Annotated in this window: 10 protein-coding genes and 5 rRNA genes; 3 read left to right on the top strand and 12 right to left on the bottom strand. The window is 53.1% G+C overall.

Annotation, left to right across the window (positions count from 1 at the left end):
• Nucleotides 1-113 precede the first annotated feature (113 nt).
• A complete protein-coding gene (gene glnA / locus NZD86_RS03890) occupies nucleotides 114-1,541 on the top strand; it encodes a type I glutamate--ammonia ligase (protein ID WP_268045179.1) in 1,428 nt (475 codons plus the stop codon).
• A 100-nt stretch (nucleotides 1,542-1,641) separates the two neighbouring features.
• On the opposite strand, the gene NZD86_RS03885 is transcribed toward glnA, so the two are convergent.
• The gene (locus NZD86_RS03885; RefSeq protein WP_268045178.1) at nucleotides 1,642-2,091 is read right to left on the bottom strand and encodes a GNAT family N-acetyltransferase; all 450 of its coding nucleotides are present in this window, start codon (nucleotides 2,089-2,091) and stop codon (nucleotides 1,642-1,644) included.
• Between the two features lie 257 nt (nucleotides 2,092-2,348).
• Here NZD86_RS03885 and NZD86_RS03880 point away from each other — a divergent pair, with 257 nt between their 5' ends.
• Nucleotides 2,349-2,873, top strand: coding sequence for a mismatch-specific DNA-glycosylase (locus NZD86_RS03880; protein ID WP_268045176.1), 525 nt, complete (start codon nucleotides 2,349-2,351; stop codon nucleotides 2,871-2,873).
• Nucleotides 2,874-3,599: 726 nt separating this feature from the next.
• On the opposite strand, the gene rrf (NZD86_RS03875) is transcribed toward NZD86_RS03880, so the two are convergent.
• The 9 genes from rrf (NZD86_RS03875) to NZD86_RS03835 all read right to left on the bottom strand — a co-directional run bounded on the left by rrf (NZD86_RS03875) (nucleotide 3,600) and on the right by NZD86_RS03835 (nucleotide 18,297).
• Nucleotides 3,600-3,716 (bottom strand): 5S ribosomal RNA (gene rrf, locus NZD86_RS03875).
• 187 nt (nucleotides 3,717-3,903) lie between these two features.
• Nucleotides 3,904-6,843, bottom strand: a 23S ribosomal RNA gene (locus NZD86_RS03870).
• Nucleotides 6,844-7,054: 211 nt separating this feature from the next.
• Nucleotides 7,055-8,588 (bottom strand): 16S ribosomal RNA (locus NZD86_RS03865).
• The 16S, 23S and 5S rRNA genes sit together here, the layout of an rRNA operon.
• 616 nt (nucleotides 8,589-9,204) lie before the next feature.
• Nucleotides 9,205-11,214 (bottom strand): FUSC family protein, encoded by a 2,010-nt coding sequence (locus tag NZD86_RS03860; RefSeq protein WP_268045174.1) that lies wholly within the window; start codon nucleotides 11,212-11,214, stop codon nucleotides 9,205-9,207.
• 87 nt (nucleotides 11,215-11,301) lie between these two features.
• A complete protein-coding gene (locus NZD86_RS03855) occupies nucleotides 11,302-12,786 on the bottom strand; it encodes an amino acid permease (protein WP_326492634.1) in 1,485 nt (494 codons plus the stop codon).
• A gap of 95 nt (nucleotides 12,787-12,881) precedes the next feature.
• On the bottom strand, nucleotides 12,882-13,901 hold the full coding sequence (locus tag NZD86_RS03850) for a glycoside hydrolase family 15 protein (RefSeq protein WP_268045173.1): 1,020 nt from the start codon (nucleotides 13,899-13,901) through the stop codon (nucleotides 12,882-12,884).
• Nucleotides 13,902-13,991: 90 nt separating this feature from the next.
• Nucleotides 13,992-14,741, bottom strand: coding sequence for a nucleotidyltransferase family protein (locus NZD86_RS03845; RefSeq protein ID WP_268045172.1), 750 nt, complete (start codon nucleotides 14,739-14,741; stop codon nucleotides 13,992-13,994).
• Nucleotides 14,742-14,935: 194 nt separating this feature from the next.
• Entirely contained in the window at nucleotides 14,936-17,788 is a 2,853-nt protein-coding gene (locus NZD86_RS03840) for a 1,4-alpha-glucan branching protein domain-containing protein (protein ID WP_268045171.1), read from the bottom strand.
• Nucleotides 17,788-18,297, bottom strand: a complete 510-nt coding sequence (locus tag NZD86_RS03835; RefSeq protein WP_268045170.1) for a DUF4912 domain-containing protein — start codon at nucleotides 18,295-18,297, stop codon at nucleotides 17,788-17,790. The genes NZD86_RS03840 and NZD86_RS03835 overlap by 1 nt, the downstream gene beginning before the upstream one ends.
• 103 nt (nucleotides 18,298-18,400) lie before the next feature.
• On the opposite strand from NZD86_RS03835, the gene NZD86_RS03830 reads away from it, so the two are divergent.
• Nucleotides 18,401-18,637, top strand: a complete 237-nt coding sequence (locus NZD86_RS03830) for a hypothetical protein (protein ID WP_268045169.1) — start codon at nucleotides 18,401-18,403, stop codon at nucleotides 18,635-18,637.
• Nucleotides 18,638-19,125: 488 nt separating this feature from the next.
• Here the strand turns inward: NZD86_RS03830 and rrf (NZD86_RS03825) are convergent.
• A 5S ribosomal RNA gene (rrf, locus tag NZD86_RS03825) occupies nucleotides 19,126-19,242 on the bottom strand.
• Between the two features lie 186 nt (nucleotides 19,243-19,428).
• A 23S ribosomal RNA gene (locus tag NZD86_RS03820) occupies nucleotides 19,429-22,368 on the bottom strand.
• Nucleotides 22,369-22,418: the final 50 nt, after the last annotated feature.

The following is a 22,418-nucleotide window of genomic DNA, read 5'->3' as shown; positions in this document are numbered from 1 at the left end:
GTCAGGAAAGTTAACAAAACGGGTTGACGCAATTTTGTTTAAACTCCTATGATCGAAAACAGTTTATTCAACCGTTATACAGAGAAAAAGTCACAGACTTAGGAGTGTGAGCCGTGAACACGCAGGACGTTTTCGATCTCATCAAATCGCACCAAATCGAAATGGTGGACTTACGCATTGTCGATCCCGCCGGTCGTCAACACCATGTTACCATTCCAGCCGTTGAAGTCACGGACGAACTCCTCGAAGTTGGCACGCCGTTCGACGGATCGAGTATTCAGGGCTTTCGCAGCATTGAAGACAGCGACATGATCATGCGGCCCATCCTAGACACCGCATACGTCGATCCCTTCTTCAGCGTCCCCACCCTTTCCCTTCACTGCCAAGTGTTCGATCCCAACGGTACAAGATATGACAGAGACCCACGCTATATCGCCGAAAAAGCGGAAAGCTATTTGAAGCAAGCCGGGATCGCCGAAACAGCATTTTTTGGACCAGAACTCGAGTTTTTCATCTTTGACGACGTTCGCTTCCAGTCCGGGCAAGAATCATCTTTCTACTTCATCGACTCAGAAGAAGCGGCTTGGAACTCCGGCAGCGCACAAGACGGACCGAACCTCGCCTACAAAGTAAAGCCGAAAGGTGGATACTTCCCCGTTCCTCCGACCGACGCGCTCCACGACATCCGCACAGACATGGTCAAGGAACTGATGGCCGCTGGCATTCGCATCGAGCGCCATCACCACGAAGTTGCCACCGCTGGACAATCGGAAATCAACTTCCGCTTTGACACGCTAACCAAAACAGCAGACAACACGATGCTGTACAAATACATCGTTCGCCAAGTCGCTCGTCGCCACGGCAAAGTTGCCACGTTCATGCCAAAACCGCTGTACGGTGACAATGGCTCCGGCATGCACGTCCACCAGAGCCTCTTCAACGGCGACATTCCCTTGTTCTACGACGAAACCGGCTATGCACACTTAAGCGATCTCGCCCGCCACTATATCGCCGGCATCCTCCTCCATGCACCAAGCCTGCTGGCGTTCTCGAACCCGAGTACCAACTCCTATCGGCGCCTTGTCCCAGGGTTCGAAGCACCAGTGAATCTTGTTTTCTCCAAGGGCAACCGCAGTGCAGCCGTTCGCGTACCCGTGGCGAACATCTCACCAAAGTCAGCCCGCATTGAATTCCGCACACCGGACGCGACCGCGAATCCGTATATCGCATTCGCAGCGATGCTGATGGCCGGGATCGACGGTATTCGCCAACAACTCGAACCAACGGAGCTCGGCTTCGGCCCACTCGACAAAAACATTTATGATCTCCCCGCCACCGAGAGAGCCAAAATCCGCGCCGTCCCGTCATCCTTCGAAAGCGTACTCGCTTCCCTCGAGGAAGACCACGAATTCCTCCTGCAGGGTGGTGTATTCACAAAGGACTTCATCCAAAGTTGGATTCAGTTGAAACGATCCACCGAGATCGAACCACTCAACCAGCGTCCACATCCGCATGAATTCCATCTGTACCTGGATTTGTGAGCTGGTTTAGATCAACGAAAGGCGACAGGGGTGACTCTGTCGCCTTTCTCATATGTCTCCCCGTGCCAGTCACATCCTATTCATCGCACGTACGCAGGGGTTATTCTTGGGAAATATGTTTCACAAACAAAACGCGATCCTCCCCTGGCCCCGCGTAGTCCTTCACGAAGGACGTCGTGAACCCCATGCGCTCATGGTAGGCAATCGATCCAGTGTTGACGGGCGACGTGATACACCGCACGGTATCGCAGCCGAAATGACGCACTGTATCAAAAAACGTCTCGTACAGCCTGCGCCCTAACCCGTCCCTACGGTAGTCCGGGTGGACGCCCACAAAGTGTATGTATGCCTCGTTTTGATGCGTTTGTGAGACGAAACCGACGAGAAACGCCACGATCACGTCGCCCTCCTCAATGACAAGACTCGTCCGCTGAAAGTGCTCAAAAAACAATCTCGGCAACAGATGCGTCATTTGCCGACCGCCCCACCAGTCATTCAGTGCGCCACGAACTTGATTGTAGTCGGAATCACGAACGTATCTCAGTTTCATGTGATATGCCTCCATCATCTGGTTTACACTATCTTCGGTAAGTCACAAAAAAGTACGTACTTTGGAAATGCCTCCGCTGTGGTAGGATCCGCAGGGATACGTAAGTTGTATTTCTCCACCATTCGCTGTTGGCCTGCTACCAGTTGCCCCAGTAAACCGTGCCGTTATGTTCTGCTAGTGAAGAAACTTCCGGGCACACGAGGCTGGTAGGATCGACTATTTACGGCATGTACGCGCCCAAGGGAGTTCTGAGGTCTATGACCACCGAATTGCTTAAACAAAACCTGAAACTGCTCTTTATTGGATTCAATCCGTCTCCAAAGTCAGCTGAGACTGGCTGGAACTATGCCGGCCCAAACAACCGATTCTACCGGATCCTCTATGAAGCAGGGTTCACATCACGGTTATTCACACCGTCGGAAAGCCGAATTTTGTTCGACGACTACGACTTTGGATTCACCAATCTAGTGAAACGCCCAACGCCACGAGCAAGCGATCTCACTACAGCAGAATACCGAGACGGCGCTGTCCGTCTCCTTCACACCCTGACAACCTATCAACCCACATTTGCATGCTTTGTAGGCAAGGGTGTATACCACCACTTCTCCCGCCGTCAAAAGTCGGGCTGGGGTTGGACGGAGCATGATATCCCCAACTTGCGAACCAGGTTCTTTGTAGCACCTGGAACAAGCGGTCTAGTGCGCCTGAAGCTGGCTGAGCAGGTGTCGGTGTATCGGGAGTTGTGTGAGGCACTGAAGGAGATTGATTCGGGAGCGAGGTGAAGGCGGGTATGGGGCATGGGGGAGGTTCGGGTCGCGGCGGCGCCGCAGGCGTGGGGGTGGGCGAACGGCGCTGCGGGCAGCGCTAAGGTGCCGGTGTTCCGTTGTTGGGCATTTTGCCTCTGGTCAGAAGCACACAAGGCACCAGCAGTCCGTTGTTGTGGGTGGTAGGCAGCGGTTCGGTAGAAAATGGCCGCATAACGGCACCGTGGTCCTCTAGTCCACGTCGGGTGACGACATGTGCTCAACAACGGACTGGGAGTCCCCTGATCCATACACATGGAATGCGGACTTTCTCTTTGATGTAGGGTCCAAGCCTGTAAATAAATATGATATGTGTGAGCGAATACAAGGACGGGACACGGGGGTTTGCTAAGGTACCAGCGTGGCCTTGTTCGGCATTTTGCCTCTGCCCCAGCTCAAACAACGTACCAGGACACCCTTGTTGGGGCTGTCCAGGCATCTGATCAGTAGCAAATTGCCGCAGAAGGGAATCCCATTCCTTTACTCAGTTTCGGGTGACGACATGTTTTCAAAGAGCGGACTAGCAGTCTCCTATTCCATGCATCCCCGAATGAAGGCTCGCATCTTCATGCGGCCTTTCTAATTTTATTTTGTTTCTATTGTAAAAAACACGTTAGTCGGTCCCCTCATCACCTTCCCCGTACAACAAAACAAAAGAGCCCTCAAGGCAGCATTCTCTGCTCCCTCAAGGGCTCTTTCTCTCTCGCCTGGCAACGTCCTACTTTCCCAGGAGGTCTCCCTCCAAGTATCCTTGGCGCTGGAGGTCTTCACGTCCGTGTTCGGTATGGGTACGGGTGTTTCCCCTCCGCTATGGCCACCAGACTGCTTGGGCTCCGGGCTCTCTCTACGCTGGCTTCGCCCTTACGGGCTGCAGAACGCTTCGTTCGATCCCTCCACCAAGGCATCTTGTACCTTAAACGATACTTCTTCCTCGGTTTCGCCCTATGTACCGCAGCTTTCGCTACAGTTTGTGGTCCTTGCTTCTGAACTATGGAACAACCTCTCTGTTCTGGTGAAGCCCTCGACCGATTCGTATCTGTCCGCTCCACGTATCACTACGCTTCCACTCCAGACCGATCTACCTTGTCTTCTTCAAGGGGTCTTACTCCGTTATCCGGATGGGATACGTTATCTTGAGGCTGGCTTCGCGCTTAGATGCTTTCAGCGCTTATCCTTTCCCGACTTGGCTACCCAGCTATGCTTCTGGCGAAACAACTGGTACACCAGCGGTCGGTTCATCCCGGTCCTCTCGTACTAAGGACGAACCCTCTCACGTATCCTGCGCCCGCGGCAGATAGGGACCGAACTGTCTCACGACGTTCTGAACCCAGCTCGCGTACCGCTTTAATGGGCGAACAGCCCAACCCTTGGGACCGACTTCAGCCCCAGGATGCGATGAGCCGACATCGAGGTGCCAAACCTCCCCGTCGATGTGAACTCTTGGGGGAGATCAGCCTGTTATCCCCGGGGTAGCTTTTATCCGTTGAGCGATGGCCCTTCCACTCGGTGCCACCGGGTCACTAAGCCCGACTTTCGTCCCTGCTCGACCTGTCCGTCTCGCAGTCAAGCTCCCTTTTGCCTTTACACGCACCGCGCGATTTCCATCCGCGCTGAGGGAACCTTTGGGCGCCTCCGTTACTCTTTTGGAGGCGACCGCCCCAGTCAAACTGTCCACCTGACACTGTCCCCGAACCAGCTTATGGTCCTAGGTTAGAACACAAGTACCTCAAGGGTGGTATCCCAACGCCGACTCCACTCAGGCTGGCGCCCAAGCTTCTCTGTCTCCCACCTATCCTGTACATGACGTACCCGTATCCCATATCAAGCTACAGTCAAGCTCCACGGGGTCTTTCCGTCTAACCGCGGGTAACCTGCATCTTCACAGGTATTACAATTTCACCGGGTCTCTCGTTGAGACAGCGCCCAAGTCGTTACGCCTTTCGTGCGGGTCAGAACTTACCTGACAAGGAATTTCGCTACCTTAGGACCGTTATAGTTACGGCCGCCGTTTACTGGGGCTTCAATTCGGAGCTTCGGTTTCCCTAACCCCTCCTCTTAACCTTCCAGCACCGGGCAGGCGTCAGCCCCTATACTTCGCCTTTCGGCTTCGCAGAGACCTGTGTTTTTGCTAAACAGTCGCTTGGGCCTTTTCACTGCGGCTTCTCTCGAAGCGCCCCTTCTCCCGAAGTTACGGGGCCATTTTGCCGAGTTCCTTAACGAGAGTTCTCCCGCGCGCCTTCGTGTTCTCCACGCGCCCACCTGTGTCGGTTTCCGGTACGGGCACCACTTCACTCACTAGAGGCTTTTCTCGGCAGTGTGACTTACAGGACTTCGCTACTGTTCTTCGCTCCCCATCACAGCTCACGCTTCACAGAATGCGGATTTCCCTACACTCCACGCTCACTGCTTGGACGGCCTCTTCCATCCGGCCGCTTCCTTCAGCCTCCTGCGTTACCCCTTCGCTCAAACGCTCCGCGGTGGTACAGGAATTTCAACCTGTTGTCCTTCGACTACGCCTTTCGGCCTCGCCTTAGGTCCCGACTTACCCTGGGCGGACGAGCCTTCCCCAGGAAACCTTGGGCTTTCGGCGGACAAGATTCTCACTTGTCTTTTCGCTACTCATACCGGCATTCTCACTTCCATCCGCTCCACCATGCCTTCCAGCACAGCTTCCCCGCAAATGGAACGCTCCCCTACCATGTTTCCATCCATAGCTTCGGTGTCTGGTTTAGCCCCGTTACATTTTCCGCGCAGCGGCACTCGACCAGTGAGCTATTACGCACTCTTTAAATGGTGGCTGCTTCTAAGCCAACATCCTGGTTGTCTGTGCAACGCCACATCGTTCCCCACTGAACCAGTACTTTGGGACCTTAGCTGTTGGTCTGGGCTGTTTCCCTCTTGACCACGGGTCTTATCACTCGTAGTCTGACTGCCAGGTTCTTCGACAAAGTGGCATTCGCAGTTTGACTGAGCTTGGTAACCCTCGCGGGCCCCGCACCCAATCAGTGCTCTACCTCCACTTCTCATTCCCTGACGCTAGCCCTCAAGCTATTTCGGGGAGAACCAGCTATCTCCGGGTTCGATTGGAATTTCTCCCCTACCCCCAGTTCATCCCCTGGCTTTTCAACGCCAGTGGGTTCGGGCCTCCATGCGGTGTTACCCGCACTTCACCCTGACCAGGGGTAGATCACCCGGTTTCGGGTCGATGACGACAAACTGATTCGCCCTGTTCAGACTCGCTTTCGCTTCGGCTTCGGCTCCTTCGCCTTAACCTTGCTTGCCATCATCACTCGCCGGTTCATTCTACAAAAGGCACGCCGTCACATGTCATGCATGCTCCGACTGCTTGTAAGCACACGGTTTCAGGTTCTATTTCACTCCGCTCCCGCGGTCCTTTTCACCTTTCCCTCACGGTACTATCCGCTATCGGTCGCCAAGGAGTATTTAGCCTTAGGAGGTGGTCCTCCCAGATTCCCACGGGATTCCTCGTGTCCCGCAGTACTTGGGGTCTGTATCACTTTCCACAATCCATTTCAGTTACCGGGCTCTCACCGTCTATGGCCGGCCTTCCCATGCCGTTCTCCTATGGATTCTTTCCAGTTGGTTCCCTGCAGGTCCCCACTTACAGCCCCTCGACCCCGCATACGCATCGACTGCAGTCTGTACCACGTATACGGTTTAGGCTTCTCCGCTTTCGCTCGCCACTACTTACGGAATCGCGTTCGCTTTCTTTTCCTCGAGGTACTTAGATGTTTCAGTTCCCTCGGTTGCCTCCGCACAGCTATGTATTCACTGTACGGTACTAGCGCTTCTCACTAGCAGGTTTCCCCATTCGGACATCCACGGATCAATGCTCGCTTACAGCTCCCCGTGGCATTTCGGTGTTCGCCCCGTCCTTCTTCGGCTCTTGGCGCCTAGGCATCCTCCGTGCGCTCTTTCTAACTTCACCGTTTTGACTTCATAACCGCCTAAACAGTTACTCCATCTATACTTCCCGGTTACGTTAACCTGTTACTCGCATTTCGGTTACCGGTTTTACTTCATTCGAGGTTGTTCCATATTCAGTTGCCAAGGTACCTTGAGTTTACCTAGCCACTAAGGGCTTTGGCTCCCTCAAAACTAAACACATTCCCACGTCCTGAAAGGGTGTTTCTCCGTAGAAAGGAGGTGATCCAGCCGCACCTTCCGATACGGCTACCTTGTTACGACTTCACCCCAATCATCAACCCCACCTTCGGCGGCTGGCTCCGATACAGGTTACCTCACCGACTTCGGGTGTTGCCGACTCTCGTGGTGTGACGGGCGGTGTGTACAAGGCCCGGGAACGGATTCACCGCGGCATGCTGATCCGCGATTACTAGCAATTCCGGCTTCATGCAGGCGAGTTGCAGCCTGCAATCCGAACTACGAACGGCTTTTTAGGTTTCGCTCCACCTCGCGGCTTCGCTTCCCGTTGTACCGCCCATTGTAGCACGTGTGTAGCCCAGGACATAAAGGGCATGATGATTTGACGTCATCCCCGCCTTCCTCCGACTTACGCCGGCAGTCACCTGTGAGTCCCCATCTTTACATGCTGGTAACACAGGTCAAGGGTTGCGCTCGTTGCGGGACTTAACCCAACATCTCACGACACGAGCTGACGACAACCATGCACCACCTGTCACCTCTGCCCCGAAGGGAAGGTACATCTCTGCACCTGTCAGAGGGATGTCAAGCCCTGGTAAGGTTCTTCGCGTTGCTTCGAATTAAACCACATGCTCCACTGCTTGTGCGGGCCCCCGTCAATTCCTTTGAGTTTCAGTCTTGCGACCGTACTCCCCAGGCGGAGTGCTTATTGGGTTTCCTTCGGCACTGGGGTGTGTCCCCCAACACCTAGCACTCATCGTTTACGGCGTGGACTACCAGGGTATCTAATCCTGTTTGCTCCCCACGCTTTCGTGCCTCAGCGTCAGTCACTGTCCAGCAAGGCGCCTTCGCCACTGGTATTCCTCCACATATCTACGCATTTCACCGCTACACGTGGAATTCCCCTTGCCTCTCCAGCACTCAAGTTGCGCAGTTTCCAGAGCAATCCCAAGGTTGAGCCTTGGACTTTCACTCCAGACACACGCAACCGCCTACGCACGCTTTACGCCCAGTGATTCCGGACAACGCTTGCCCCCTACGTATTACCGCGGCTGCTGGCACGTAGTTAGCCGGGGCTTCCTCACTCGGTACCGTCTCACAAGGAGCTTTCCACTCTCCTTGTCGCTCTCCCCGAGCAACAGAGCTTTACAACCCGAAGGCCTTCTTCGCTCACGCGGCGTTGCTCCGTCAGGCTTGCGCCCATTGCGGAAGATTCCCTACTGCTGCCTCCCGTAGGAGTCTGGGCCGTGTCTCAGTCCCAGTGTGGCCGGTCACCCTCTCAGGTCGGCTACGCATCGTCGCCTTGGTGAGCCGTTACCTCACCAACTAGCTAATGCGCCGCGGGCTCCTCTACCAGTGATGCATTTGCATCTTTCAATTCGCGAAGATGCCTTCGCGAATGTTATCCAGCATTAGCACCCGTTTCCGAGTGTTATTCCAGTCTGGTAGGCAGATTGCCCACGTGTTACTCACCCGTCCGCCGCTGACATCCGAAGATGTCCGCTCGACTTGCATGTATTAGGCACGCCGCCAGCGTTCGTCCTGAGCCAGGATCAAACTCTCAATAAATGTTACTGGCGTTTCGCCAGAATGTTATCCGTTTGTCGCGACAACCGAAGTTGTCTCGACTGAAACTTTCAGGCGTGGTGTGTTTAGTTTTCAAGGAACCAAATCAATCAGTGCCGTCGAAGCGGCGAGAAATAATATACCATGAATCGATGTCCATTGTCACTGGTAAGTTCTTCATCACAAATGTTCGTTTTCGGCATGAATTATCGGGAACTGATCTGTCGGAGACAAGCCGTCCAATTCATTCAACCGAACCGCGAACAAATGCGCCAATGACGCGGTATATTGGGTCCTTCTGAAAGAGAAGCGTCAGAAGCGACGTCGATTAATATACCATGCGCACCTTAGTAACGCAACTGTAAATTTCAGTAATATGCGTAGATAGCCAGGTGGTGAGGCGAAGGCACACCGGACCACGTCGACCGGTCACTAGATCCGATTGAACATCATACCTCCCCATTCGCCGTCCCAACCTTCCGTGCAAGTTGGCAACGCCTGATTGCGCAGCCTCATCTGATAGACTGCCGTGAACTTGATTCATTCGACGCGTCGTAACTAGACGTCAATGGGAGCATACGAGTCATGGTCCTGATGATTTCCTGCAACCGTAACAGCCCTAATGCGAGGAAAGTCGATGGGAGTTGGTTGATGGTTTGAAAATTGATCGCTGAGCGTTCAGCAACAGTTGGTGAAGTATCCGTTCGGCGCAGCACTGTTTCGATCTCGCCAAAACACGCCCCATCTCCCCAGCCCATACGACGACCTCCTCATTCGACAAGAGCGCGCGATCGTCGTCGACACCCGATTCGAGCGAAAGGAGGGTGTCGGAAAATCGGTGGACAGCCGTAAGTAGACCTGAAACAGCGTAGGCATCCAGTTCAAACTCAACTGGTTCTCGCAAAAATTGGTCGATCACGCCCGCGGCATTCGTTCGAGCCAATCGCGCTTGCTTACGTGCTGTTTGAATTCGGTGCGATGACGAATAGGGGTCGACCACGGCCAGGTAGTACGTCCGTACTGCGGCGACCGTGTCTGCTAAAGCCATTGATACGTTTTGACGCTGCCAAGTGGGCCAAAGAATGTAAATGACGAGTGCGAGAAGGCATCCGATAAACGTGTCGATCACGCGTGCAGTGATCGTGGCAAGCGGAGTGCTGTTTTGAAAGAAAGACATCAGCACGATTATCTCAGACGTAACGAAAAAGGAAAACAGAGCGAAATTAAAATTGACTACCGTATACATGGCCCAAGCGAACAACAAGACCAGGATAATGTCAATGGCGTGACTCGGGTCCGGAATTGCAGCCAGCAGCGTGGCCACCAACACCCCGGCCAACGTACCGAGAACGCGGGCGATACCTCGAGAAAACGTACTGAAAAAATCCGCCTTCAAAATGATACCCGTTGTCAGTGGGAGCCAGTACCCTCGGTCAAACGGGAGTGTGCGATAAATGATGGACGCAATCGTTAGGCCGACAGCAAGTCGCAGTGCATGGCGAAAGTAGCTCGAACGAAATGACAAATTGGACCGAAGAATAACTGTCATTCTCCGCAACTGCGAGGTTTCCGAGCGGTGAGGTGCGTAGGCCACAGCGTAAGCCGGGCTAAGTGATTCACCGTAAAGGACATCCACGACCTGGCCAATTTTAGAATATAGCTGATGTAAGCACCTATCTGTGTCCGACTCGCCACGGAACTGTTGGCTATGGGTCATGTCACGGATCGTGCCCTCAAGAATGGCGAGTGAATCGTGTCCTGCTAAGTCACGCATTTTATGCGCCCCTAATCCGTCAGCGATGGCCGTCATGACGGCCGCAACGTGACGCAGGGCATGAGAGATCCGGTTGGCATCGTCATTCGGCTCTCCAGATTTATTCTGCTCGGTTTTCATCAATCTTGTGAGCGTGACGATATCAATGCGAATGAGTTCCCCGAGCTCAGCGAGAACCCGCAATTTTTGCCATTCCTGCTTACGGACGTACGAATCATTTAAGGCCGTATCGACCTCCAGGAGACTGGACGCAACCTGTAAGTCAGCCTGGCGACTTCGCGAAACTGCGTACTCGCCGATAGCTCTGTAGACGGACATCACGGCCTTGGTCTCTTCATCAACGTTGCGGAAGACATCTGAGATGATCATCATCAGTATCTGAAGCATTCCCCCAGCAAACACAAATAGACCGCTCTCCAATGAATGGGTCAAGTCTTGTGGGGAGCGCGAGATAATAATTAGTGCATTCGTCGTCAGCACACCTACTTGTCCTGCAGTCGCGCTTACGGCCGTCATCATGCCGCCAGTAAAGCCACTGAGGACAATGAGGATGACGACTAACCAGGCTGTTCCACCGGACCATGCACCAAGGAAGGTTGCCACAGCCGTCCATACACTGACGATGAGCATCGTCCTCAGTCGTTTTCGTGAGGTGCCCGTCATCCCTGAAAATGCAGTCACCAACGCGCCGATGGCGATACCCAGCCCAGACAAAATGTGTGAAGAAGCGACGCCCACAATGAGCGGTATGGCAATAGCGATGGCGTTATATAAGGCCGGAACGGTTCGAAGCTTTGTACGATCATGCTTCGTAATATCATCTAACCCCCGAAATGTGCCTTTTCGCCACATCATTCAACACCGCCCTTCGCCAAGTGAAATTGGACTCTCTAAGTCCTCATCATACCGTAAATCGATAGCGCGGGCGGAGTGATCGGGGGATTATAATTGAGAGCGCTTTGTGAAATCACACTCGTTTAATGGCACAATCTTTGTCTTTTTAACCAGCTTGTAACCCAGCCACACAATGACGAATAGCGGGATACTCACGTAGGTGGCGACGACACCCAGCCAGTTGATATGGCCACCCACAAATCCACTTAAATCCTGACCCAAAATGACGACGAGGCACAACACGAGCGAGAAAATCGGTCCGAATGGATACCATTTGGCTCGGTAGGCGAGATCGTGCAGGTCATAGCCTTGCATGACGTACGCTCGGCGAAAGCGATAGTGGCTGATGGCGATACCAAGCCATGCAATAAATCCTGTTAACCCTGCAGCGTTCATCATCCAGGTGTATACCTGTTGATGCCCGACTAAGGACAGCAGAAATGACACAAATGCAAAGGCAATGTTCACGAGCAAGGCATTTACAGGTACACCACGAGAATTCACTTTGCCAAGGGCGCGAGGGGCCTTCCCTTCACGTGCCAATGCCCACAACATTCGCGTGGACGCGTAGACAGCAGAGTTTCCAGCGGAGAGGACGGCCGTGAGAATAATGGCGTTCATCACTGCGGCTGCAAATGCGAATCCTGCCCGTTGAAACACGAGGGTGAAAGGGCTGACGGAAACATTATTTACACCCGAATTGAGTAAGTTGGGATCGGTATATGGGATCAGCATAGCGATCACGAATATAGCAAGTACGTAGAAGATCAAAATTCTCCAGAATACTTGGCGAATCGCTCTCGGGACATTTTTCGCAGGGTTTTCACTTTCACCAGCAGCAAGTCCAACCACTTCCGTACCTTGAAAGGCAAACCCTGCGACTAAAAAGGTACTGAAAAGCGACATGGCCCCACCGTGAAACGGTGTACCACCTAGCGTGAAATTCCCAAATCCCACTGGCTTCCCAGACAATACACCAAAGATCATGAGAATGCCCACAACGAGAAATGCGAGTATCGTGACGACTTTAATCCCGGCGAACCAGAACTCGCCTTCGCCGTACCCCTTTACGCTGCCCACATTTAGGAGCAACAGTAAGCATAGAAATATAGCGCTCCACAAAATAGATGGGCTATGAGGGAACCAGTACTTCATAACGATTGCACCGGCGGCTAGCTCAGCAGCCAATGTGGTGGCCCATGTGTACCAATAGTTCCACCCCAGTGCGAATCCGAACGCCGGATCGACGTAGCGGGTGGCATATGTTTCGAAGGAGCCTGCTTCGGGAAGAAATGTTGCCATTTCACCTAAGCTTGTCATCAAAAAGTAGACCATAATGCCGATGATAAGATATGCCGCCAGCGCCCCACCAGGCCCTGCGGTGCTGATGGAGGAACCGCTGGCCACAAAGAGTCCCGTCCCAATGGCGCCACCAATGGCAATCATGGACAAATGTCGAGCCCGGAGAGCCCGATGCAAATGCCCACTCGTTCGAGGGGCGGAGGATTCCAACGTCGTCTGTTCTAGTTGCATGATGCTTCAAGACCTCCTGTAAATACCACAAACCGCAACACTTTAATATAGTACAGTATCACAGTGATGTAGTATGTGATATTTTGTGAGGAAGGTCAATGGAAAATATGAGCAGTCTTGCCTGAGGATATCGTGTCAAACAGTACAAGCCACAGGGCATGCGACCACCCGAGAGGCGTGTTCTCGTTCGGCTGACGCCGGTGCATTACGTATAGTTCCGGAATTTTCGCACCATGTGCCATGACTTGTACCGTTCGAGTCAAGTATGATTGCGCTTTGTCCATGTTACCGATGGTCGCATGACAGAGACCTAACCAAGGGAGTCCCATACACCACTCGGCTTCTTTCCCATCCTCTTGGTAGTACAGATCTCCCTCGTACCGAATGACGCCGCTTTGGCGCAGCAATCTTTCCTCGACACGATTGATGATCACCTCTCGCATGGCCCGCGGCACGAGCTCGTACGGGTAGACTAGGCTCAACAGTGCCAGATCGCATTCCTTGGTAGCGCTTTCCCTCGGTAGGAGTTGAAAGAGCGCACTCAGGCCAGCTTGAATGGGTTCCCAAGGGACGTCGAAATACGGCTGAATGGCTAACAGCCCCGCAGCGCAAGCACCAATACTGCTCGCGTGACGTTCTCGATTTTCTTCCCACATCCCATTGTCTTCGTCCATCCAATACTCGAGCGTCGTCAAGTACTGAACGAGCAACTGAATCATTTTTCGATCACGCTCGTCCCGCAACATCTTCTTCCCCCGGCGCAGCCCTTCACCGATCCCAAACAGAAAAGCACCAATTGCATCGTTCTGCGCATTCCCCCACGGTTGATTGACCTCTTCAAGGGTATCCGCGGTATATCGTGGATGAATGTATTCATACGTTTCAACAGGCCGTTTCGTCGCATGATACGTCAATTTCCATTCATACTTTCGTAAAATGTCAAGAAGCCCGTAGTATGTCTCCTCGAATCGTCCGTTGTCACGGTGAAGTTCGGACAACGCAATATAACTGATGTCCCGAATCCAAATGTAATGGTACGTATTTGAAGGGCTTGCTACATAGAGTCCCCTTGGCTGCCGCAATGTATCTAAGACACGCTGCACTTGGTCTCGCATATATAAAAACCCTCCTCTCCCCACCAGTTTAAGGTCGGGGAACGGAGGGTGTGAAAAAGATGGGCATCTATCCAATGGATTTTTCCAAATTTAATACACCGATGCGACTTCTACAGGTAAATTGACTTTCACGCGACCGTGGATCATGTCGAGTTGCGTTTGATAATATTGCTGCAACGTTCCAACGTCAGACCAATATCCACTCGCTTCATAACCGAATATTGGGATATCTCTCTCCACCAGTAACGGAAACAACTGCCGACCGAAATCGAATGGCTCACCATCCGGGATATAATCGAATACTTCAGGTTCCAAAATATAAATCCCTGTGTTCACCAAATACCCCTGTCCATCAATCCATGTGTGCGGCTTTTCAACAAATTTGGAAATACGTCCACCTTCGTCAAGTTCAACTGTCCCGTAACCTAGTGGACAGTGGATTTCCTTTAAAAGGAGCGTCGCGATCCCACCATTCCGACGATGCTGTTCAAGTGCCTGTGAGAGGTTAAAATCCGTCAACCCGTCCCCGCTCGTGACAATGAATGTCTCTTGCAGTTGATGCTGCAATCTCTTTACACCGCCCGCGGTGCCCAAGGGAACAGACTCTTCTTGATAGCGAATTCGAACGCCCCACTCCGCACCATCTGAAAAGTAGCTGCGAATGGCGTCAGCCATGTAGCAAACCGTGATCGTGATGTCGTTAAAATCATGTGCGGCAAGTAATTCCACGATGTACTCCATCGTTGGACGATCCAGAAGCTCCAGCATAGGCTTCGGCATCCGTTTCGTCAATGGCTGCAGTCGCGTTCCTCTGCCACCTGCCATGATCACAGCCTTCATGTCCATTTCCCCTTCACTGTCACATTGAAATGTCGTGATGTGGGATCATATAAACATTCAAAAAAAAGTATGACAGGACGTATTCGCTTACATAAAATTTACGATCAAACGACCGTTCATTCGCTAAGTGCTTCGTTTTTTAAAACAAAAAATAAAAGCACGGGTCGAAGCCCGTGCATAATCATGCAAGTCCACTACACGTTTACGACAGGTGTTTGCAAAGGGCGTTCCTCCGCAGATAGACCATGAGTCGATCCAACGATTTTTTCATAGAGTCGTATCGTGTTGCCGGCAATCTGCATCCAATCAAATCGCACGAGTTCCTCTTCGGCGGCGGCGGACAGTCGTTTGGCGAATTCCTTGTCACGCAATAGCCGCTTCAGTTGCTCGGCGAGAGACTCAGGATCATGGGGATACACTTTCAACCCGTTGTGATCGTGTTGCACAATGTCAGAAAGGCCACCCACATCGGCCACAACCACCGATGTCCCAGCGGCCATCGCTTCCAGCGCGACAATGCCGAATGGCTCATACACACTTGGGAACACAGCGACATCCGCCGCACACAGTATCCGGTTTCTCGTGTCATCAGGGGCAAATCCCGTGAATGTTACGTGATCGGAAATCCCAAGCCGTGCGCTCTGCGCCATCAGTTCACCTTGATATGGACCTTTGCCCAAGATGACAAACCTTGCTCGTGGAAATTCACACAGCACACTGGGCACGGCCGATAATAGGAATTGCACGCCCTTTTCCTGCACCAGTCGACCGATAAAGACCACCATCGGTTCATCTTGTCTAGCATATGGTTCTTTGCTCAGGACACCATCTAAATCAGGCGGTTGCAACAGTTTCCTGTCTACGCCGTTGGGAAGAACATCGATCTTGTCCCATGGCAAGGAGAATATGCGTTCAATCTCACGCTGCATATACGTACTGCACACGATGACACGCCGTGACTCATAGGTTAACTGCCACTCTAAGTGGTGAATATGGCGCTGTACGTCCGTGTGGATACCCGCATTGCGGCCATGTTCGGTTGCGTGGACGGTTGATATGAGCGGGATATTGTACGTCTTTTTGAGTGTTGTCGCGACTTGACAAACGAGCCAATCGTGGGCGTGTATCAGGTCAAATTTATAACCCTCATCGCCAATCAACTTGCGACACCTGTCCAGCATCATCAGATTGAGCTGAAACGCAAAGTGGACAAACTCTCCCCCGTCCGGTTGTAAAACCTGAACTCGGTGAACATGGACACCCTCCACAAGTTCGTCCAGCGGATAGTCTCCTATGGCAGTCGTCACAACATGCACTTCACAACCACGCGCCACAAGATGCCTCGACAAGTCATATACATGCCGCGCTAGTCCCCCAACCGTCATGGGCGGAAACTCCCAGGAGAGCATGAGAACCCTGAGTGGTCTCTGGCCATCACCCCAGTTTTTGCGACTGCGAACATGATGACGAGGATTTCGGTAAATCTCGTACCGCATATGTGGGAAGAGATTGTCCATGCCCTCTAGTTCTACTAAGTATCTTTCGTCAATTTGATCATCCTCGATCATCTTCGCCAGTGCCCGAAACCGATTGACATGGTGCTTTGTTCGGCGTACGGCGTAATCCACAGTCGTTTTCGAGTCCATAATAAAGGCCCAGTCGCTGCTCTCGGCAAGCATCAACTCTCGTGCAGCTTGGTTAAGTGCCCGGCGCTGTATGTCACCCGGATGATCGATTCGACCAGCCAGCCGCACCATCCGCGTTTCACAATCGTGGAGCGCAGGATAGATCCAGTCGTTGCTTCCGTTTAACCAGACATCGCCAAATCCGTCGCGTCCCCATGTCGACATACTCAACTCACACTCTTGAAAGTCCTCGTAAAGGTCCAGATACTCCGAGGGGGTGATGGCTTTGACAGTGGATTGGTCATAGTGCATTTTGCGAAACAATATGTCGATGAAAATGGGCCCCTCGAACCACCAGTGTCCAAACAACTCGGCATCATACGGGGCTGTTATAATCGGCTTTCGCCCCATCTTCCCCTGCACGAATTCCACCTGTTGGCCACGGTTAAACAAAAAATTCCCGGCGTGGATGGCGGCCTTCTCGCGGGCGTGATCGAAGTTGTATAGCTCTTTGTGGTGATCGTGGCCTGTAATTTTGTAGTATTTCATACCTGTGTTGACTCGAATACCATCGGGATGAATATACGGGGCGATATATGACGTATCCAGGTCATATCCAATATCTCGATAGTATTCGCGATAGTCGAAATCGCCAGGATAGCCATGTTCGCTGCTCCACACCTGCCGCGAGGACTCTTCATCGCGCGCGAACGCAGCTATACCACGAGGCGTGAGAACTGGTGCGAACGTCCCAAACACAGGCTCCGGGCTGGCCGTCGTCAAACCGTGCGTGTCAACAAAGAAGTAGCGGATGCCAAACTCACCAAGAAAACGATCGACCCGCGACGTATACGCACACTCAGGCAACCAAATACCTTGTGGTCCATCACCAAAATGCGCTCGAAAGACATCTACGGCCGTGGCGATCTGCACCCGCAGTGCCTCATCCGTCCGAACATAAGGAAGAAACGCATGAGTCGCCGCACTGGTGATTAGCTCAACCTTCCCTGCCTGTTGAAGCTCCCCGAAAGCCCGCAGCAAGTTGCCTTTGTATATATGATAAAAGGCTCGAATTTCCTGGAACCGTTCTCTGTACGTTCGCGCCAGTTGGTTCATAGCCCCGTCAGTTCGCGTCCGTACAATTTCCGAGTCCGCCAATCGAATGAGGTTGTCGATGTGTTTCTCGTACCGTGACTGCAGCAAAGGGTCAGCCAACATCGATATCAACGTTGGGGACAGCGATACGGTCATGCCAAAGTCCACACCGTCCTCCAACAACCGATGCATACATTGAAGCAGCGGAATGTACGTCTCGGTGATCGCCTCAAACAGCCAACGCTCCTCCAGCCGATCCGCCCGATCAACATGACGAACAAAAGGCAGATGCGCGTGCAGTACCAGATTTAGATAACCCTTCGGCATCAATGTTCCCCCTGTTGTTCACAAAAGTGGTATCCATCAAACTCATTTTCGTAGGGATATCGTATAGACTCGTTCGCCACCGATGGGACAGGCATAAACTTCGCATGCAGCTGAGCCGTGGCCGTACGAGTTGGGGGAAGTGTCACGACGTCGGATCGGACGATGGAAAACAGCCGGCCTCCAATTGTCGTCGTGGCCAAGTCAATCACATAATTTCGATCCGGCTCCAACCCATGCACATACCAACTCTCAGCATCTGACGGCACCTGAATCTGTCTAACAAGTGGCGCATTATAGCCATCAAACCACACGCCGGTCACGTCATAAATACAGAGATATAGCGGCAATTCTGACCAATGAGAACAAAAGTGGCGGGCCGTCAACTCTTTGCGCTCTTCATCCACCCCAAAGTACACATAAATCGTGTCCGGGTTGTTCACCATACCAACAACTTGACTGACTCCCGTTTTGCGCTCCCACGTTTCATCGTACAAGTCCGACTTGTCCATTCAATCCTCTCCCGCAGACATGATTCACCGGAGCCGCCTATCTATCTCCCATTTCGGCGCCAGGCAATACCATAGTTATTCTGGGCTTTTAAAAACATGCGTAGTGAGCGGTCAGAATGGAGTGTACGGGGACTGGGGAACTTCGGGTCGGGTTTCGGGGGTTGCGGTGAAGGCGGGGCCGGAGCGGGGACTAAGATACCAGCGTTCCCTTGTTGGGGATTCTGCCTATGCTCAGTCGGGAACAAGGGACCAGGAGGGCTTCGTTGAGGCTGTACAGCCATCTGATCAGTTGCAAATTGCCGCAGAAGGGAACCGCGTTCCTCTATTCAATTTCGGGTGACGACATGTGTCCAAGAGCGGACAGGGAGTCCCCTGATCCATACACATGGAATGCGGACTTTCTCTTTGATGTAGTCTCCAAGCTGTGAATATGATATGTGTGGGTGAATCCAAGGACGGGAGACGGGGGCTGCTAAGGTACCAGCGTGGCCTTGTTGGGCATTTTGCCTCTGCCCCAGCTCAAACAACGAACCAGGACACCTTTGTTGGCACTGTACAGCCATCTGATCAGTAGCAAATTGCCGCAGAAGGGAATCCCATTCCTCTACTCAGTTTCGGGTGACGACATGTTTTCAAAGAGCGGACTGGGAGTCTGCTATTCCATTCCCCCGAAGGCTCTGATGTGATGCGACCTTTCTAATTTTTTGTTTCTATTATAAAAATCTTCCGTCACACGTTAGTCGGTCCCCTCATCACCTTCCCCGTACAACAAAACAAAAGAGCCCTCAAGGCAGCATTCTCTGCTCCCTCAAGGGCTCTTTCTCTCTCGCCTGGCAACGTCCTACTTTCCCAGGAGGTCTCCCTCCAAGTATCCTTGGCGCTGGAGGTCTTCACGTCCGTGTTCGGTATGGGTACGGGTGTTTCCCCTCCGCTATGGCCACCAGGCTGCTTCTGCTCCGGTGTTCGCTTCGCTGGCTTCGGCCTTACGGCCTGCAGAACGCTACGCTCACACCTCCGCAAAGGCTCTCTTCCACTTATCATGGCACCTTTACGTCGCATCCGCTATGTACCGCAGCTTTCGCTACAGTTTGTTTGGTCCTTGCTTCTGAACTATGGAACAACCTCTGTGTTCTGGTGAAGCCCTCGACCGATTCGTATCTGTCCGCTCCACGTATCACTACGCTTCCACTCCAGACCGATCTACCTTGTCTTCTTCAAGGGGTCTTACTCCGTTATCCGGATGGGATACGTTATCTTGAGGCTGGCTTCGCGCTTAGATGCTTTCAGCGCTTATCCTTTCCCGACTTGGCTACCCAGCTATGCTTCTGGCGAAACAACTGGTACACCAGCGGTCGGTTCATCCCGGTCCTCTCGTACTAAGGACGAACCCTCTCACGTATCCTGCGCCCGCGGCAGATAGGGACCGAACTGTCTCACGACGTTCTGAACCCAGCTCGCGTACCGCTTTAATGGGCGAACAGCCCAACCCTTGGGACCGACTTCAGCCCCAGGATGCGATGAGCCGACATCGAGGTGCCAAACCTCCCCGTCGATGTGAACTCTTGGGGGAGATCAGCCTGTTATCCCCGGGGTAGCTTTTATCCGTTGAGCGATGGCCCTTCCACTCGGTGCCACCGGGTCACTAAGCCCGACTTTCGTCCCTGCTCGACCTGTCCGTCTCGCAGTCAAGCTCCCTTTTGCCTTTACACGCACCGCGCGATTTCCATCCGCGCTGAGGGAACCTTTGGGCGCCTCCGTTACTCTTTTGGAGGCGACCGCCCCAGTCAAACTGTCCACCTGACACTGTCCCCGAACCAGTCTATGGTCCTAGGTTAGAACACAAGTACCTCAAGGGTGGTATCCCAACGCCGACTCCACTCAGGCTGGCGCCCAAGCTTCCCAGTCTCCCACCTATCCTGTACATGACGTACCCGTATCCCATATCAAGCTACAGTCAAGCTCCACGGGGTCTTTCCGTCTAACCGCGGGTAACCTGCATCTTCACAGGTATTACAATTTCACCGGGTCTCTCGTTGAGACAGCGCCCAAGTCGTTACGCCTTTCGTGCGGGTCAGAACTTACCTGACAAGGAATTTCGCTACCTTAGGACCGTTATAGTTACGGCCGCCGTTTACTGGGGCTTCAATTCGGAGCTTCGGTTTCCCTAACCCCTCCTCTTAACCTTCCAGCACCGGGCAGGCGTCAGCCCCTATACTTCGCCTTTCGGCTTCGCAGAGACCTGTGTTTTTGCTAAACAGTCGCTTGGGCCTTTTCACTGCGGCTTCTCTCGAAGCGCCCCTTCTCCCGAAGTTACGGGGCCATTTTGCCGAGTTCCTTAACGAGAGTTCTCCCGCGCGCCTTCGTGTTCTCCACGCGCCCACCTGTGTCGGTTTCCGGTACGGGCACCACTTCACTCACTAGAGGCTTTTCTCGGCAGTGTGACTTACAGGACTTCGCTACTGTTCTTCGCTCCCCATCACAGCTCACGCTTCACAGAATGCGGATTTCCCTACACTCCACGCTCACTGCTTGGACGGCCTCTTCCATCCGGCCGCTTCCTTCAGCCTCCTGCGTTACCCCTTCGCTCAAACGCTCCGCGGTGGTACAGGAATTTCAACCTGTTGTCCTTCGACTACGCCTTTCGGCCTCGCCTTAGGTCCCGACTTACCCTGGGCGGACGAGCCTTCCCCAGGAAACCTTGGGCTTTCGGCGGACAAGATTCTCACTTGTCTTTTCGCTACTCATACCGGCATTCTCACTTCCATCCGCTCCACCATGCCTTCCAGCACAGCTTCCCCGCAAATGGAACGCTCCCCTACCATGTTTCCATCCATAGCTTCGGTGTCTGGTTTAGCCCCGTTACATTTTCCGCGCAGCGCCACTCGACCAGTGAGCTATTACGCACTCTTTAAATGGTGGCTGCTTCTAAGCCAACATCCTGGTTGTCTGTGCAACGCCACATCGTTCCCCACTGAACCAGTACTTTGGGACCTTAGCTGTTGGTCTGGGCTGTTTCCCTCTTGACCACGGGTCTTATCACTCGTAGTCTGACTGCCAGGTTCTTCGACAAAGTGGCATTCGCAGTTTGACTGAGCTTGGTAACCCTCGCGGGCCCCGCACCCAATCAGTGCTCTACCTCCACTTCTCATTCCCTGACGCTAGCCCTCAAGCTATTTCGGGGAGAACCAGCTATCTCCGGGTTCGATTGGAATTTCTCCCCTACCCCCAGTTCATCCCCTGGCTTTTCAACGCCAGTGGGTTCGGGCCTCCATGCGGTGTTACCCGCACTTCACCCTGACCAGGGGTAGATCACCCGGTTTCGGGTCGATGACGACAAACTGATTCGCCCTGTTCAGACTCGCTTTCGCTTCGGCTTCGGCTCCTTCGCCTTAACCTTGCTTGCCATCATCACTCGCCGGTTCATTCTACAAAAGGCACGCCGTCACATGTCATGCATGCTCCGACTGCTTGTAAGCACACGGTTTCAGGTTCTATTTCACTCCGCTCCCGCGGTCCTTTTCACCTTTCCCTCACGGTACTATCCGCTATCGGTCGCCAAGGAGTATTTAGCCTTAGGAGGTGGTCCTCCCAGATTCCCACGGGATTCCTCGTGTCCCGCAGTACTTGGGGTCTGTATCACTTTCCACAATCCATTTCAGTTACCGGGCTCTCACCGTCTATGGCCGGCCTTCCCATGCCGTTCTCCTATGGATTCTTTCCAGTTGGTTCCCTGCAGGTCCCCACTTACAGCCCCTCGACCCCGCATACGCATCGACTGCAGTCTGTACCACGTATACGGTTTAGGCTTCTCCGCTTTCGCTCGCCACTACTTACGGAATCGCGTTCGCTTTCTTTTCCTCGAGGTACTTAGATGTTTCAGTTCCCTCGGTTGCCTCCGCACAGCTATGTATTCACTGTACGGTACTAGCGCTTCTCACTAGCAGGTTTCCCCATTCGGACATCCACGGATCAATGCTCGCTTACAGCTCCCCGTGGCATTTCGGTGTTCGCCCCGTCCTTCTTCGGCTCTTGGCGCCTAGGCATCCTCCGTGCGCTCTTTCTAACTTCACCGTTTTGACTTCATAACCGCCTAAACAGTTACTCCATCTATACTTCCCGGT

The organism is Alicyclobacillus dauci, from assembly GCF_026651605.1.
GTDB lineage: Bacteria > Bacillota > Bacilli > Alicyclobacillales > Alicyclobacillaceae > Alicyclobacillus > Alicyclobacillus dauci.
Note: the sequence above shows the minus strand (reverse complement) of the source record. Positions and strands in the feature narration are given on the sequence as shown.

What these genes read in the sequence shown, in the direction of transcription:
- NZD86_RS03860 (WP_268045174.1), bottom strand. Translation starts at nt 11,214, where the DNA reads ATGATGTGGCGAAAAGGCACATTTCGGGGGTTAGATGATATTACGAAG.
- NZD86_RS03835 (WP_268045170.1), bottom strand. Translation starts at nt 18,297, where the DNA reads ATGGACAAGTCGGACTTGTACGATGAAACGTGGGAGCGCAAAACGGGA.
- NZD86_RS03845 (WP_268045172.1), bottom strand. Translation starts at nt 14,741, where the DNA reads ATGAAGGCTGTGATCATGGCAGGTGGCAGAGGAACGCGACTGCAGCCA.
- NZD86_RS03880 (WP_268045176.1), top strand. Translation starts at nt 2,349, where the DNA reads ATGACCACCGAATTGCTTAAACAAAACCTGAAACTGCTCTTTATTGGA.
- NZD86_RS03840 (WP_268045171.1), bottom strand. Translation starts at nt 17,788, where the DNA reads ATGCCGAAGGGTTATCTAAATCTGGTACTGCACGCGCATCTGCCTTTT.
- NZD86_RS03855 (WP_326492634.1), bottom strand. Translation starts at nt 12,786, where the DNA reads ATGCAACTAGAACAGACGACGTTGGAATCCTCCGCCCCTCGAACGAGT.
- NZD86_RS03885 (WP_268045178.1), bottom strand. Translation starts at nt 2,091, where the DNA reads ATGAAACTGAGATACGTTCGTGATTCCGACTACAATCAAGTTCGTGGC.
- NZD86_RS03850 (WP_268045173.1), bottom strand. Translation starts at nt 13,901, where the DNA reads ATGCGAGACCAAGTGCAGCGTGTCTTAGATACATTGCGGCAGCCAAGG.